The organism is Thiomicrospira aerophila AL3 (assembly GCF_000227665.2).
Classification (GTDB): Bacteria; Pseudomonadota; Gammaproteobacteria; order Thiomicrospirales; family Thiomicrospiraceae; genus Thiomicrospira; species Thiomicrospira aerophila.
Map to the genome: position 1 here is coordinate 26845 of NZ_CP007030.1, position 16742 is coordinate 43586.

The 16742-nt window shown below is 44.6% G+C and carries 8 protein-coding genes; 3 read left to right on the top strand and 5 right to left on the bottom strand.

Annotated features, from left to right (window positions below; genetic code table 11):
• The first annotated feature begins 5 nt into the window (after positions 1 to 5).
• Complete coding sequence (locus THIAE_RS00130) at positions 6 to 1922, top strand: bifunctional diguanylate cyclase/phosphodiesterase (protein WP_006459995.1); 1917 nt, start codon at positions 6 to 8, stop codon at positions 1920 to 1922.
• Here the strand turns inward: THIAE_RS00130 and THIAE_RS00135 are convergent.
• The 5 genes from THIAE_RS00135 to THIAE_RS00155 all read right to left on the bottom strand — a co-directional run bounded on the left by THIAE_RS00135 (position 1919) and on the right by THIAE_RS00155 (position 8314).
• A complete protein-coding gene (locus THIAE_RS00135) occupies positions 1919 to 2140 on the bottom strand; it encodes a hypothetical protein (RefSeq protein WP_006459994.1) in 222 nt (73 codons plus the stop codon). The genes THIAE_RS00130 and THIAE_RS00135 overlap by 4 nt on opposite strands.
• Positions 2141 to 2785: a response regulator transcription factor gene (locus THIAE_RS10460; protein WP_006459993.1), complete on the bottom strand. Its 645-nt coding sequence runs from the start codon at positions 2783 to 2785 to the stop codon at positions 2141 to 2143.
• Between the two features lie 12 nt (positions 2786 to 2797).
• The gene (locus THIAE_RS00145) at positions 2798 to 4210 is read right to left on the bottom strand and encodes an HlyD family type I secretion periplasmic adaptor subunit (RefSeq protein ID WP_006459992.1); all 1413 of its coding nucleotides are present in this window, start codon (positions 4208 to 4210) and stop codon (positions 2798 to 2800) included.
• On the bottom strand, positions 4211 to 6370 hold the full coding sequence (locus THIAE_RS00150) for a type I secretion system permease/ATPase (protein WP_006459991.1): 2160 nt from the start codon (positions 6368 to 6370) through the stop codon (positions 4211 to 4213).
• 99 nt (positions 6371 to 6469) lie between these two features.
• Positions 6470 to 8314 (bottom strand): TolC family outer membrane protein, encoded by a 1845-nt coding sequence (locus tag THIAE_RS00155; RefSeq protein WP_006459990.1) that lies wholly within the window; start codon positions 8312 to 8314, stop codon positions 6470 to 6472.
• A gap of 311 nt (positions 8315 to 8625) precedes the next feature.
• Here THIAE_RS00155 and THIAE_RS00160 point away from each other — a divergent pair, with 311 nt between their 5' ends.
• Together THIAE_RS00160 and THIAE_RS00165 are read left to right on the top strand one after the other, a co-directional pair.
• On the top strand, positions 8626 to 13275 hold the full coding sequence (locus THIAE_RS00160) for a retention module-containing protein (RefSeq protein ID WP_025299237.1): 4650 nt from the start codon (positions 8626 to 8628) through the stop codon (positions 13273 to 13275).
• 227 nt (positions 13276 to 13502) lie between these two features.
• Positions 13503 to 16562 (top strand): retention module-containing protein, encoded by a 3060-nt coding sequence (locus THIAE_RS00165; RefSeq protein ID WP_006459725.1) that lies wholly within the window; start codon positions 13503 to 13505, stop codon positions 16560 to 16562.
• Positions 16563 to 16742 lie beyond the last annotated feature (180 nt).

A 16742-nucleotide genomic window follows, 5' to 3' on the forward strand; every position in this document is an offset into this window, starting at 1 on the left:
GTACTATGTCGTTAATTAAACAGCTTTGGCTTGGCATCATAGGCCTACTACTGATTGCTTTTATAAGCAGCTTTTTTGTCAGTGTTTACAACGCAAAAGGCTATTTTGAAGAGCAGTTGAATCTAAAAAATAACGACAACGCGCAAAGTCTGGCGTTATCGCTGAGTCAAATGGATAAAGAGCCTGTAATGGTTGAGCTCTTTATTGCTGCGCAATTTGATACCGGGTACTACCGACGTATTGAGTTACAAGATCCAACCGGTGAAGCTATCCAACGCCGAGTTTTTGATGATTTAGAGGCATTGAGTGTTCCTGCTTGGTTTGAACAGCTTGTCGATTTAAATATACAGCCTGGCATCGCGCAGGTCCAAGACGGTTGGCAGCAGTTTGGAACGGTTTATGTAGAAAGTCATGATCGATTTGCTTACGAAGCGCTCTGGCAAAGTACGATTCAACTTAGTATGTGGTTATTGATCATTGCACTTGTATCCGGATTGATTGGGACCTTGTTATTAAAAACCGTTATTAGGCCGTTAGATTTTGTGGTGGCGCAAGCCGAGGCGATGGGAGATCGACGTTTTTTAGTTGGACATGAGCCCAAAACACTTGAGTTTGGTCGACTTGTGCGCGCGATGAATAAACTATCTGGACGAATTAAGGGTATGTTGGAGCGTGAATCTCAGCGCTTGGAGAGCTTACGAGCCTCAGTCTCCTTGGATAATACGACAGGTTGTTTGAACCGTGACTATATTATTGGGCAGCTTGATGCGGTGTTGGCAGATCGAGAAAACGCTGCAACACACGGTGCGTTAATGTTGCGCGCAAAAGCCTTGCAAGAATGTAACCAAACTCTTGGTCGTCAACAAGTTGATGCTGAGCTTAAAGCACTGGTTCATCAAATTAGTATGGACCTCGGTTTAGAGACAGCCAGTAAGGAGTTCATAGGACGCCTAAACGGTACAGATTTTGTAGTTTTGTTACCGGATGAACTGGATAATCACCAGGCCTGGTGTCAGACCTTGCGTGAACATTTAGCCGCAAGACCGATTGATTATGCGATGGCGTTTACCAGCTATAAGTGTTCAGAAGCACGTGGACATTTGTTAGCACGCCTCGATGGCCTGTTAGTTCGCGCCGAACAACAAGCTGCCACGGCGCTTGAGTTCTTAACAGGCAGTGAGGAAACCACAGCTAGTCAGCCGGTTTTAACCGAAAGTGATTGGGCAAAGTGCTTACAGCATGCATTAGAGTCCAATGAAGTGGCCGTGTCTGCTATCAGTTTTGCCTATTTTCCAACCCAAGATAGTGAAGGTCAGGTATGGCATCAAGAGGCGATGCTCCGTTTAGGTTGTGGACAGCAAACCTTTACCGCTTGGCAAATCTTGCCTTGGGCAAAACGCTTTAAAAAAGTCGCTGAATTAGATGAGCGTGTACTTGAAAAAGCGTTACAAGCCTTAACAAAAAATCCAACGCTTCAACTAGCCGTTAATTTGAGTGTTACCACGATTGCTATTGAAGCGGTTCGCAACCGACTTTTAGCACGATTGCAGGCGAACCAAGCACTTACAAGTAGATTGTACCTAGAATTTAATGAGCAAGAGTTAATGCATCAACTTGATCAGGCAAAAACAGCGCTGCTCACGTTGCAGCAAACTGGTTGTAAAATTGGGATTGAAAAGGTCGGTTCAGATGTTTTAAAAACGCCAAAAATTCAAGAACTGGGATTGGATTATTTGAAAGTTAACAGTGTGTTTGTAAGGGAATTTATTGCGAGTAATAATGACGCCTATTTACGCGGCATTATTAATCTAGGTCATACTTTAGGTATGACCATGATTGCAGAGGGGGTGATGGAGCCACAAGAAATCCCGCGCTTAATCGATTTAGGTTTTGATGGTGTGACCGGTCCAGGTGTAGGTTAATAGTTAAGCGGTTTTTCTTCGTCTTCCAGCAAATCTAAGTTACGCCGGCCTTGGCGTAACTGGGTGCGCTTTAATAGTTTATGCTGCGCTTGCTCTGGCAGCTCTGTAAACTGAATGACACCTTTATCAATCATTAACTCAATTAAGTCGTCAAGCACGCGGATCATTTCAAGGTCACTGTCTTGTAAAGCTTGAATGGTCGCTTTTTCTTCGCTCATTTACTTGTACCCCCGATAAATCAACATTAACTGCATGCGATCTTTTGCTCCCGTCTTGGCTAGCAAATTACTCATGTGTTGTTTAACAGTGCGTTCCGTTATGTTAAGTTGAGTAGCAATTTTCTTATTAGTTAAACCCTGGCAGACCTGTTCAGCGACATCATGCTCACGAGCCGTTAAATCGAATGACGCAGTATTTTTAGAGTCAGTCGCTGTCGCTGCATTACGCTTTAACAGCTTATCACTGGCACCAACTAATCTAGATAACAACTCAGCAGGTAACCACATCGAACCTGCCGCGAGGGTTTGTTCAATTTGTTGCAGAATAGTGGCGTTAGCCGTGGCGTCTGTATAAGCCTTCGCGCCCAAGCCTATCGCCTCTTGAAATTCCGCAAAAGACTTTTTAAACGACATCACCGCGCAAGGAACCTTGTGTTGGTTTAATCCACGTAACCAGGCCTGCCACTCAGGATGATCTGTGCATATCCATGCCATTTTAGGTAGAGTAAGGTGCGACTGTTGCTCGAATTCCTCAAGGTTAAGTGAGGTTTTAGTAATGCCAATCTTAGTCCATTCTGGATGTTCAAAACGATTAAGCATAACCAACATTTGTGAGGCAGTAGGTAGAAGGGTATCAGTTTTCATAGTTATTATTCCTTAACGCTCAGTCATTGCATTTGAGGTAGCTCGTAGCACAGGTTTGAGCAAATAATCTAACACGCTCTTTTTCCCAGTTAGAATGTCTACTTGCACAGTCATACCAGGAATTAAAACCATATTGGCCGGGATTAACGAATCATCTGTCTGCAGTCGCACAAGATAATAGGTTTCATCCTTCTCATCGGTGATAGTGTCGGCACTGATATGAGCCACCTTGGCATCAAACGCACCATAAATCATAAAGTCATAGGCGGTGAATTTCAGTCGTGCATTTAGGCCTGGACGTATGTTGGCGATGTCACGAGGGGCGATGCGAGCTTCGACGATTAAGGTATCATCTAGCGGCACAATTTCCATAACTTCCCTACCTGGTGACACGACACCGCCAACGGTATTAACATAAAGACGTTGAATAGTGCCACGGACAGGCGAGCGTAATTCGGTTTGACGCACGCGGTCTTCAAGACCGGCTTCTGCTTCACTTAAGGTCGCCAAACGCCCCACGCTTTCGCTGAGTTGCGTGCGCCACCGTGTGACAGCAACCGATTCAATTTCTTTGATACGAATTTCAGCTTCTTCAATCGCTAGGTTTAACCGGCGAATGGTCACCTCAGTACGATTGAGCTCACCCTGGGCATTTGCAAGATCGCGCTCCAAACGAATTACATCGACTTCGGAAACAGCACCAGAGCGTAATAAAGGCCGGGTAAAGTTAAGCTCACGACGTGTAGTAGAAAGGACTTCCTGTTGTTGCGTTCTAGCCATCTCAGCCTCTTTAAGTTCTTCACGGCGTTGTGCAAGTTGAGACCGGGCAATCTCAAGCTGTTCGGCCAGCTCTTGACGCGCTGATTGATACAAGGCTAATTCTTGAATAAAGATAACCGGATGTTCTGCGCGAATGGCCGGATCAAACTCCGGTGGGCGTCGCTCAATTAATGCTTGCAGTCGTTCAATTTCAGCACTTAAGCTAGCCACTTGGGCGCGGTTTTCACGAAAACTCGCCGTGGAGCGGGTTGCATCAATAATAACAAGCGGGTCGCCGCGTTCGACAGTTTGGCCTTCGCGAACTAAAATATCCTGCACTATCCCGCCATCAAGTGATTGAATAATTTGCAATTGTTGTGATGGGATTATACGACCATCACCGCGCGTTATTTCATCCAACTCGGCCCAGTTAGCCCAAACAATTAGCGCAATAAAAACTAATACAACAATGTATAGCAAGCGTCTTGCACCTGTGGGTTCCTGGTTAATATAAGCCGGTTCATGTTTAATAACCCAATCAGGACTGGCTTTAAAAATTTTATTTGCAACGGCTTGAGTCGTTTTAGCGTGCGTGATTTTGCTGATTTGGTCAAAACCCTGTTGTTCGCTAGAACGGCTAGTTGGCTTTTTGCTTTCATTGCTCATTTAAGACGCCCCACTCACTTTACCTTTCTTCAACGCATCCAATACCGTATCTTTTGGACCATCTGCGACAATTTTGCCATGATCAATGACCATCACACGTGTTGCGAGAGCTAAAAGAGATGTTCTGTGGGTACTAATAATCGCGGTACGATCAGTTAAATAAGTACTCAGATTTTTCTTAATAACCTCTTCGGTAGCGTGGTCTAAAGATGAAGTGGGCTCATCGAGTAAAACCAGATTGGGCTCATAAGCTAAGCCTCGAGCTAGACCAATTAACTGTTTTTGACCACCAGACAAACGTTGTCCGCCTTCGCCTACCTCAGAGTCCCAACCGGCATCAGCCTGATTAAGCAACGGTTGCAGCTGAGTGAGTTCGGCGAGCTGAACGAGTTGTTCGTCAGCTAAAGGGTTACCCGTAACAATGTTATCTTTAATACTTCCCATAAATAGACGGATGTCTTGCGGGACATAGCCAATATATTCACGTAACTGTGCTGGGTCAATTTGATGAATATCCACACCATCTACAAAAATTTGGCCATTGGTCGGTTGATAAAGACCGAGTAATAGTTTTTTTAAGGTTGATTTACCCGAACCATTGCGACCTAGGATAACTAACTTGTCACCGGGATTAAGTTTAAAACTAATGCCTTTCAAGCTAGATTGTTCATTGTTTGGATAGTTAAATTCAACATTCTTGAATTCTACAGCGCCCTTTAACTTGGGACGTGACACCCAGCTTTTACCTTTTGGTCGTTCAACATCTTCTTCCATAATAGTATTAACTGCATCTAAAGCAGTTTTAGCTTGATGGTATTGCCCAAGCAGGCCTGCTGCCTGAGCAACAGGCGCCATCGCACGAGAGGACAGCAAGTAAGCGGCAATTAAGCCACCTTGTGATAACTGGCCGTCTATAATTAAATAGACCCCAATGATGACAATACTCACTGCAACGAGATGTTGAGTGGTTTGCGCCATGTAATTAATAGAACTGGCTACAAATCGATTGCTAGACTGAGTTTCAGCTAAAAATTGCGTAGCCTGTTCCCAATAGCGTTGTAATTTACCTTCACGGCGGAAACTCTTGAGGTGTTCAATGTTGCTTACCCCTTCAATTAGCTGGCCGTTGCGCATAGCACTGGCCTGCTGGCTATTTTCCGCGAGTTGTTGCAGTTTAACCTGAGCAATCAATGCATAGAGCAGCACAATTATCGCCCCCACAACAATAGGTGCCGCCATAATGGGGGCAATAATAAATATAATAAATGTAAATAGGAAAATGAACGGAAAATCGACTAGCGCGATCAGTGTCATAGAGCCGATAAAACCACGCAAATGCTCAAAAGACTGAATACTGGCGGCAAAGGAGCCTGAGGAAGCAGGACGGTTTTTTAATTGTCGATTAAGCACTCGCTCCATAATATTGGCGGAAATCTTAATGTCTGCACGCGTGGCCGCCAGATCCACAAACCAACTTCGCATAATCTTTAGGGTAAAGTCGGCCACTAATACGACTAACAAGCCTACGCTCAATACCCAAAGGGTTTCGGTGGCAAAGTTAGGTACGACGCGATCATAGACATTCATCACGTAGAGCGGCATCGCCACTGCAAATAAGTTAATTAAAATAGAGGCAAGTAATACATCACGGTAAATTCGGCGGTTTTCTTTGATAACCGACCAAAACCAATGCTTATTGGTGTCTTGTTTTAATTGCTTGCTTGTTTCAGCAACTTGAAACTCCGGCCGCACATATGCCACGTTTGGCAATTTGCCTGGAATGAGCCCCAGCTGGGTTTCTGCATCTTGCCAATGAAGGGTGTGGGGCTCATGGGTATCGGGATTAACTACTGAAATGCTTTGTGACGCAGAGTCGACTGAGGTTATTACCCAGGTTTGACCCTGTTTACTGGTCATAAGAGCGGGCAATAGCGCTGGATTGAGTTCAGTAATGCGCCGAGATTTCCAAGCGACACTAAAGTCAGCTCGTGCAGCAGCGCGAGCTAATAAATTGGGAGTGAGTCGGTCGGCTTCAATTGGAAGCCCTTGAGTGGCCGACGCAGCAGAAAGCGGGCGCTCGTGGTGTTGACATATCCACAATAAACCCGCTAGAAGGCTTGACTCGTTAGGGACTTGAGCCCCCTGTTGTTCTTCTGTCATTTTCAGCAAATGCCTTTTTAAACTATTAAACTGGAATAGGGCGTCATTTCGTATTTAATGATACTCGTTTTTAGCCCTATTTAAACGTTTAAATTAGCATTAATTGCTAGCTGTCACACGTGCCTCTATACGACGATTTATCTCATTAGCAGCTGGATTGATTTCGTTTATAATCGGACGGTTTACACCATATCCTACTGCGGTAATACGATCTGGATTAACATTAAAATCGTTAATTAACGCCTCTGCAATAGCATTGGCACGGCGTTGTGACAAATCCATATTGTAGTCAAAGTCCCCATCTAAAGATGCGTGCCCGGCAATTTCAATATTGGTGTCAGGGAAGCGTGCCATAAAGTCAGCAATATTTTGAATATCGTCCATAAATTCTGGACGAATCACAGCAGAGCTCACTTCAAATAACACATTAACTTCATAGGTGGTTTCTTCACCATTAAACGCCCATTGTTCTGGATCTTCAGGGAAGGGTTCTAGTTCAACCTCAACATGGGTGTCAATCACTTCTGGCACTGGACAGAATGCGCCAGGATTTGAGATGTCCGATGCACCTAAGTCTTCCAAAGTAGGTAACTGGTCACGGGTAATGCCTAGGTTATTAACTAAACTGCCTGTGTTAGCCTGAATGCGGGCTTGGGCAACGTTGTAATCAAATTGTGCGTTAATGAGTGCGCGGCTCGCTTCAAAGTATTCACTTTCGGCGGTTAATAAGTCTAATAGAGTACGTTGGCCTAAATCAAACTGATCACGATAGGCAAGGCGCACGCGGTCAGCTGAATCTCGGTGACGTTCTAAAGTCGGTAATTCCGACTGTAAACGGCTACCATCGTTGAAGGCAATTTGTACTTCTTGTCTTACGTCCACGCAGCTCTTGTCACGCAAGCTATTGGCAACATTGATTTGTTCAAAAGCACGGCTGATGCTGGCCGCATCACGACCACCACGATAGAGGTTAAAGCGAGCTTCAATACCAATACTGGCATCACGACGCAGCTCATCCAAGCGTTGACCTGAAGAGTCAGAATCACGGTAGCCAAAACGACCCGTTAAGTCCACCTCAGGCATATAGTTAGAACGCTGACGTAGTTCACCTTTTTCTTCCGCCTCAATATTGCGCATGCTGGCTAGAAAGCTTGGATTACTGGTATAGGCTGTCGTAATGGCATCCATTACGGTGCTAGGAATTACATCATTCACAAAGGTTAATGAACTCATCTCAGCCGGTGGTTGTGTGCCCACAATTCGTAGGTAACGCGCGCTCACGTCATGCAAATTTGCACGCTCTGTTGACGCATTGGTTTCTGCTAGTGCGACACGGCCATTAATTTGGTCTAAGTCAGCCTGACGTCCGACACCGGCATTCACTGAGCGTTCAACCTGACGTTGCACAATTCGGTGTGCTTGAAGGTTTTGTTCGGCTAGGCGCACCAATTCGCGCTGCTTAGCAACATCTTGGTAGGCTTGGAAGCTGGCGTAAGTGATGCGTTCAATATCAGCAAGCAATTCATAATAGCGGGTCAAACGTACTTTCTCTGCTTGACCGATATCGTTACGAACACGGTTGCCATTAAACAACGACTGGCGCAACTGTAGTTCTATATTACTACTAGTAAAGTTACGTTTACTATTGGCACCTAAATCATAATCCCGGTCAATTTGTTGCACGCTGCCCACGAGGTCTAAAGTAGGTAGATTGCCGCCACGGGCAATATCAATATCAAAACTGGTGGCGACAAAGGCATGCCAGCTTGCGGCGACTTCTGGATTGTTTTGTACAGCTTGACGTGCAATGGATACAAAGTCATGCCCAGCATTTGGATTAGTTAAAGCAGAAGTTATAGGTTCAACAAAGGATTCATTAGCGTGAAGTGAATTAAAAGCAAAGGCGCTGCAGAGCGCAATAACTAGCGTTTTTTTCTTGAGCATGACATAAATCCTAATGTTAATTTGAGGTTGAATATTTAAGCAAGTCAATAGCTTATTAACTTGGCTGCTACTTTTAAACTAAGTATAAATAAATAGTGCAGACTAGTGATTAAAAATATTAATTAAGTCTAGACTTTTGATTCAAAAATTCAAATTTTTATGCCAATATTGGAATAATTTACCCAATTTGGTATAAATTGCTGCACAATTTGTTCAAAAATAGGACCTTGGTACAGTATGAAAACCGATAAATTTAAAGTAATCTGTTGAAAAATAAATTTTATAAGTCAATCGACGTAAGGAAGTAAGACATGGAACCTACTATCATTGTAAACAGTATCACTGGCCAAGCCGAAATTCGCAACGCTAATGGCGAGATCCAAGCGATTCAAGCAGGCGATAACCTTGCGCTAGGCGATGTGTTGGTAATTAACCAAGACAGCATCGTGTTTTTAGATGTCGATGGTACGATTTTACCCTTTTATGGTGAGCTAGAAGTAGATGTAGTAGCTAACATGCAGCCAATACAGGCTTTCGATATTGATGATGTGGCTTTAAATGAACCGGCGGTAGCGGAAATGCTGGCGATTCTTGAAGGCGAAGGCGACCTATTAGATGAGTTAGAAGCACCAGCAGCAGGCGCGGGTGTGGATGAAGACGGCGTGGACGATAGTTTAGTGCGCCTAAGCCGTATTGTTGAAACGACTGATCCCCTTGCCTTTGATGGGTTTGAGCAGGCTGATGCGACAACCCCCGTTTTTGATCCTGTCACGGCTACAGCGTTAGATAATGAAACACCTATTGTTCCTTCAAGCATTGATGTAGCTATGGCAGATGTCTATAGCGGTAACATGTTTGCTGTTCCAGTAACCGGAACCACTACCGGGGTTGCCGCCGGTTCAACGGTAATCATTACGGTAACAGATCAAAACGGTGCTAGTGCTTCAGGCACGGCGACTGTCCAGGCAGACGGTTCTTACCAAACAGAAATAAATCTAACCAGTTTAAACGATTCAACTCCAGCGCAGTCTGGTGAACCAGTTCTCACTGATGGCCCTCTTACAGTTACAGCCGTGGTAACCGACCTAAACGGTTCACCTATATCTGCCGATAATGAGGCGGATATGGACGCAACTATTGGCACGCCGGTGATTACATTAGAAGCGGCGGATGCGAATGGAGATGGCATTTACAATGCGGCTGAGCTAGGTGAAGACGGTACGATTAGCGCGACGATCAGTGTAGCGGGATCAGAAGTGGGCGACACCTTGACCTATGGTGTGACTGGCGGCGAGTCAGTCAGTGTTGTGTTGACAGAAGAGAATATTACGAACGGGATAGTGGTTGCGATAGCGCCAGAAGCGACGATAACCGCGCAGCTAAGTGACCCAGCCGGTAACGAGTCAGGGGTTGCGAGTGCGACCGCGTTGCCAGCGGATGTTGTGCCCCCAAGTCTTGAAATTAGTATTGATGAAGAGACGGGTGTCGTGACCTTCACGTTCAGTGAAGAAGTGATGGGCTTTGATGCAACGGACATCGATGTTGATAACGGCACGATTGCTAACCTGACGACCACCGATAACATTACGTGGACAGCGGATTTAACGCCGGCTGCGGACTTTGAAGGTGATGTCGTTGTAACGGTAGCGGATGACAGCTACACGGATCTAGCGGGCAATAACGGTACGGGTAACAGTGCAGAGATTACGGTTGATACCAAAGCCCCAAGTCTTGCAATTAGCATCAATGAAGACGCTAGTGTCGTGACCTTCACGTTCAGTGAAGAAGTGACGGGCTTTGATGCAACGGACATCGATGTTGATAACGGCACGATTGCTAACCTGACGACCACCGATAACATTACGTGGACAGCGGATTTAACGCCGGCTGCGGACTTTGAAGGTGATGTCGTTGTAACGGTAGCGGATGACAGCTACACGGATCTAGCGGGCAATAACGGTACGGGTAACAGTGCAGAGATTACGGTTGATACCAAAGCCCCAAGTCTTGCAATTAGCATCAATGAAGACGCTAGTGTCGTGACCTTCACGTTCAGTGAAGAAGTGATGGGCTTTGATGCAACGGACATCGATGTTGATAACGGCACGATTGCTAACCTGACGACCACCGATAACATTACGTGGACAGCGGATTTAACGCCGGCTGCGGACTTTGAAGGTGATGTCGTTGTAACGGTAGCGGATGACAGCTACACGGATCTAGCGGGCAATAACGGTACGGGTAACAGTGCAGAGATTACGGTTGATACCAAAGCCCCAAGTCTTGCAATTAGCATCAATGAAGACGCTAGTGTCGTGACCTTCACGTTCAGTGAAGAAGTGACGGGCTTTGATGCAACGGATATTGTTGTTGCTAACGGCACGATTGCTAATTTAGTACAAGACCAAAACGACCCGACCGTTTGGACAGCGGACTTAACGCCGGCTGAGGGCTTTGAAGGTGATGTCGTTGTAACGGTAGCGGATGACAGCTACACGGATCTAGCGGGCAATAACGGTACGGGTAACAGTGCAGAGATTACGGTTGATACCAAAGCCCCAAGTCTTGAAATTAGTATTGATGAAGAGACGGGTGTCGTGACCTTCACGTTCAGTGAAGAAGTGATGGGCTTTGATGCAACGGACATCGATGTTGATAACGGCACGATTGCTAATTTAGTACAAGACCAAAACGACCCGACCGTTTGGACAGCGGACTTAACGCCGGCTGAGGGCTTTGAAGGTGATGTGGTTGTAACGGTTGACGATAACAGCTACACGGATCTTGCAGGTAATCTAGGTACTGGTGACAGTGCAGAGATTACGGTTGATACCAAAGCCCCAAGTCTTGAAATTAGTATTGATGAAGAGACGGGTGTCGTGACCTTCACGTTCAGTGAAGAAGTGACGGGCTTTGATGCAACGGACATCGATGTTGATAACGGCACGATTGCTAACCTGACGACCACCGATAACATTACGTGGACAGCGGATTTAACGCCGGCTGCGGACTTTGAAGGTGATGTGGTTGTAACGGTTGACGATAACAGCTACACGGATCTTGCAGGTAATCTAGGTACGGGTAACAGTGCAAATATAACAATCCTCCCAACCCCAACCGTTTCACTTGAGATCAACTCAGTGTATGGGTTTGAAACAGCGTTAATTGACGATATAGCCAGCCTAGGGGTCGGCGGTTCAGGTAGTGGTATTATTAATGACACTAACGTGCCAGTTGATACATCCGGTGATATTGTTCTTGACTTTGGTGTTGCTAATGCTGGCCAAACCATTACCTTCACCTGGACACAACAAGCTAAGGGCGGTTGGGAAAATGGCGAACCTGGGACTCGTGCAGGAACTAGAGATACCTTTAAGGTCTTTGTAAATGGCGTTGAGGAATACGAAACATCTTGGTATGACCCTGCAAATAACAATAACACTGTTTTTGCCCCTGAAAATCAGTCTCTAACCATCGTTCTGGACAGTGACGGTAAGGCCACTATTCGTTTTGATGTTGCCTCTACACATCCTGATGAAATAGTCGATATTTCAAATATTTCGGCAGTTCTAGTTACTCAGACGCTAATTCATGAAGTATCGATTGACGGAGCCATTAGTTCGGGTGAAATTGATTACTATGTTGTTAACGTAGATGGTGGTGTATTGTTGTTTAACGGTAATGCAATGCAACCTGAGTCTGATGGAAGTTACATCGTTCTACCGACACAACTGGGCAGCTTAACTGTACGTGACTTGGGTGATCCTGATTTCAGTGTGACGGCTGTTGCGGTCAGTGATAAAGGTGTTGACAGTCAACCGGCTGAAGTCATAGTAGTTATTGCCGACATTCCATTACCTGAATTCGATGCCGTATCAATTGACAACCTAACAACTCTTTCTGAAGTGGGTGTCAATATTGTAGAGCCTGTATTTAATGGCTTGGGTAATAATGACTTTGCGGTTTCCTCAACTTCAGTTAATCCTAATAATCAGGGGCAGGTAATTGAATCAAATACACTACCAACTACTGGTACAGGTAGGACTAGAAACCTCGTAATTGAAACTGTACCAGGAAGCAATGAAACACATTACCTGCAAGTAGGTGATGTTTATCAGTTAAGTTGGGAAGTTGCTACAAGACAAAACGGAGGCTGGCAAGCACGCTCTATGACTGGGACAGTTACTAGGTCAGACCAATTATCAAATGGTGAGAGTATTGTTGTTTTTACCGGTAGCATTAACGGCCAAGCTGCGACACTCGTTATTGATTCTAGTGGTATTAGTGGTGGTTATTTTGCAAATGATCAATTCGTTAATTCTACAATCGGATTCAGAGAAGTTGAGCTTTCTGGCCAGGCTGAGGCTGGTTCAGCTATTGAGTTGTTCGATGCATCCAATGCTTCAATTGGCACGACTGTGGCTGATACGAATGGTAACTGGACATTTAAGATTTCTCCTGTGACCGCAGATACCGGTACCTATAGAGTAGAGGCAACCGACTTTATGGGTAACGTTACAGTTGATCAGAAAACTTTCTTGCTTGGTTCGCCTCAAGGAGAGACTTTGACGGGTACAGCGGGTAACGACATCATCTACGGTGGTGCTGGTAACGACACAATTGTTGGTGGCGAGGGTGACGACATGTTAACTGGTGGTTTTGGTGATGATGTATTTAAATGGAATTTCGGTGATCAAGCTGTGAACGGCTATGCTATTGATACGATTACTGATTTCAATGTAGGCGCGAATCGTCTTGATTTATCGGATCTACTGCCTAGTTTGAGAGAAACCAATATTGAAGACTATATTAATGTAGCGGTTGCTAACGGTGATACGACAATTAATATCTCTTCAACGGGAGACTTAAACAATAATATCGATCAGAAAATCGTTCTTCAAGGTGTTGAAATTCAACAGGGCGATTTACTTCAGTACTTGATTAATATTCCGCAAGACTAACCGCCAGGCCTGGTATTAACCAGTGTTATTACCTTAACCCCGCTCGCTTTGGCAAGCGGGGTTTTTTTATTAAAGCTTGTGTTGTGTATATTAATCTGAGATATAAAAAAAATTTTATGCATTTATCATTTATTTTAAAACCCCGTACTAAGGTCCAATATTTATTTGCTAGCAAATAGGTAAACTAATAAATAAGAAATATCCAGATACCACTCAAGGAGAAAATCATGGAACCGACTATCATTGTAAACAGTATCACTGGCCAAGCGGAAATTCGTAACGCCAATGGCGAGATCCAAGCGATTCAAGCAGGCGATAACCTTGCGCTAGGCGACGTGTTGGTAATTAACCAAGACAGCATCGTATTTTTAAATGTCGATGGTACGATTTTACCCTTTTATGGTGAGCTAGAGCTAGATGTAGTCGCTAACATGCAGCCAACACAGGCTTTCGATATGGATGATGTTGCGCTGAATGATCCAGCGGTAGCGGAAATGTTGGCTATTCTTGATGGCGAAGGTGATCTACTAGATGAATTAGAAGCACCAGCAGCAGGCGCCGGTGTTGATGAAGACGGTGTGGACGATAGTTTAGTGCGCCTAGTTCGTGTTGCCGAGTCCACAGATCCGCTTGTGTTTGAGAGTTTTGCGGCTGAAGATGCCACAACCCCAACTTTTGATCCTGTCACGGCTACAGCGTTAAATACAGACGAAGAAGAAACAGCAGTAGTTATTATTCCTTCAAGCATCGATGTAGCTATGGCAGATGTCTATAGCGGTAACATGTTTGCTGTTCCAGTAACCGGAACCACTACTGGCGTTGCCGCCGGTTCAACTGTAATCATTACGGTGACAGACGACTTTGGTAACAGTGTAAATGGGTCGGCCATTGTTAATGAGGATGGCAGTTACTCAACAACTATCGATTTTTCGAATCCAAACCCAGGCTCAGATAGCGAGTCTTTTAATGGTGAGCAGTTCATTGATCAAGAACCTCTACTTGTGATTCAACCACCCTCACAGCCAATTTTGCTTGATGGGCCGTTAACTGTTATTGCAGAGGTTGAAGACTTAAACCTTGTTGTAATCAACGCTGATAATACAGCGATGATGGATACGATTGCAGAACCAGGCATTGTTATTATTGATGACATTACAGCAGATGACATCATCAACATTGTAGAGAGTAATTCACAAATAACTGTAACAGGAACGGCTTCGGGTGGTGATATATCTGTAGGTGATCCATTTACAGCAGTAATAAATGGAAATTCTTATGATGGAACAGTTGGTGAAAACGGAGCTATAAGTTTTGTTGTAGCAGGTGCTGATCTTGCAGTTGATAAAGAATTTACGATTAGTGTTACATCGAGTGATGCAGCAGGTAATACAGTTGTGAGCACGGGAACATCAACACATACAGTAGATCTTGAAATTAACCTAGTCAATGATGTTAACACTGCAACATTTGGTAGCGTTATTGCAAGCAATGATGATACAAATCTTTTGGCCAATGACGATGAAGACGTAATTGCCGTTACGTCAGTTAATGGTCAGTCAGTGGGGTCTGAGCCAGTAGTTGTAAACGGCAACTTCGGTACCTTGACAGTTAACAGTGATGGCTCATACAGCTATCAATCTACAGCGGAAATAAAGCTGTACGGGTTTAATGATGGTGACAGCAAATTGGCTGACGGTTCTATTTTAAATATGCTAACACCACAAGCCATGCACGAAGTGTCATTCCAAAGAGATGGCGTAGGTGTTAAAGGAATGGGTAGTTACTCATCACATGGTGCCCCAAACCAGATCATTGATACAGGCAACGCATTAGTTGCTGATTTAGGCGGCACGGCTACAAAAGCATCTTTTGATGTGACGCGTTTATTCAAAACTGAAGCTACAGGTGAACTAGGTAAATGGTACGCTTACAGCTCGGACGGAACGCTCGTTGGTTCAGGTGAATTTGGGCGTGATGGTGAAAATGGTTTTACGTTTAAATCAGGAAGCAACCATGAGGGTACGGTTAATATTGACATAGCGGGTGGATTCCAATATCTTGCGTTCGAGGGATTGCCTTACGAGAACTCTACCAACACTAGAGACGGTGGTGATTTCTTTGTAAGTAATATCCGTGTGGTTGACTCATTTGAATACACGGCTGTTGATGCGGCTGGCAATTCAAGTACCGCAACCCTAGATATTACTAAAACGCAGGAATTGAAAAATCTAGTAAACAGCTTACCAGAATTGCCTAACACAGCTATTCCAGAAATTTCATTTGATGTAACAAGCGAGGAAGTGAGCAATACAACTACAATTTCATCAACTGCAAAGCAAGTTTTAAACTATGGCGGTGGTAATGGTTCGAAAGTATCACACGAAATTAAGCTTGGCTCTGAAGCAGATGAGATTACGCTAAACATTAAATTGACCGGAAATGGCAGTGCGACAGGCACGGTTACATTTTATAAGGATGGCGAAAAAGTTGGTGAAACCTCTTTAGCGAATGGTAACCAATCCTATAGTGTCAATGATGGTGTCTTTGACTCCGTTTTAATCACCCATACTGGAACACCTGGAAATGGCAATTCCGCAATTCATTTAGAAGGGTATAGCGCCACTGTATCTGCGTCTGGGTTTGTCAATACCATTACGATAAAAGCAAGTGTCGATGGTGCGTTGTTGAGTGATGTCGAAGTAGCCGGGTTAGCTGGTTTCAACGGAAGCTATGCTCTAGCAGATGACGGCAGTTTGACTTACACATTTATTAGTGAAGAAGCGCTCACGCCAGAGGATATTGCTGGTATTACAGCCACAATCTCGGCATTAAATGAGGGCGGTGAAGTTTTAGCTACAACTACTACAAATGCAGCGGGTGATTTGACGATAGTGGGCGGTGATGCAAATGATGTTATCTCTGGTGGTGCCGGTGATGATATCCTAACCGGTGGTGCCGGTGATGATATCCTAACCGGTGGTGCCGGTGATGACGTGTTTGTTTGGACTCTTGACGACGTTGTTGCAGGTCAAACCTTTGTTGATACCATCACCGACTTTGGTAATGGAGCCGACAAGATTGATGTAAGTGATTTGTTACCTGATGGTGTAACGAGTGATAATATTAGCCAATATATTTCTTTCTCTTCGGATGGAACAGATACTACATTGAGCATCACGACAGAAGTAAATGGACAGCAATCCACGCAGGAAATTGTGTTGCAGGGTTATGAAGTTACTAGCCATGAGCAATTATTGAGTTATTTGGCTAACATCCCAACTGAGTAACCACCAGGCCTGGTATAAACCAGTGCCACTAACCTTAACCCCGCTTGCTTTGGCCAGCGGGGTTTTTTATTGGTATAGTCTTAACAAATCGTGCAAATAATGTGCAATATGGCTTGTGGTTTCTGTGCAGTTTATGCTTTGTATAGATTTTGTATAACTTAGTCGTTACAATAGCTAAAA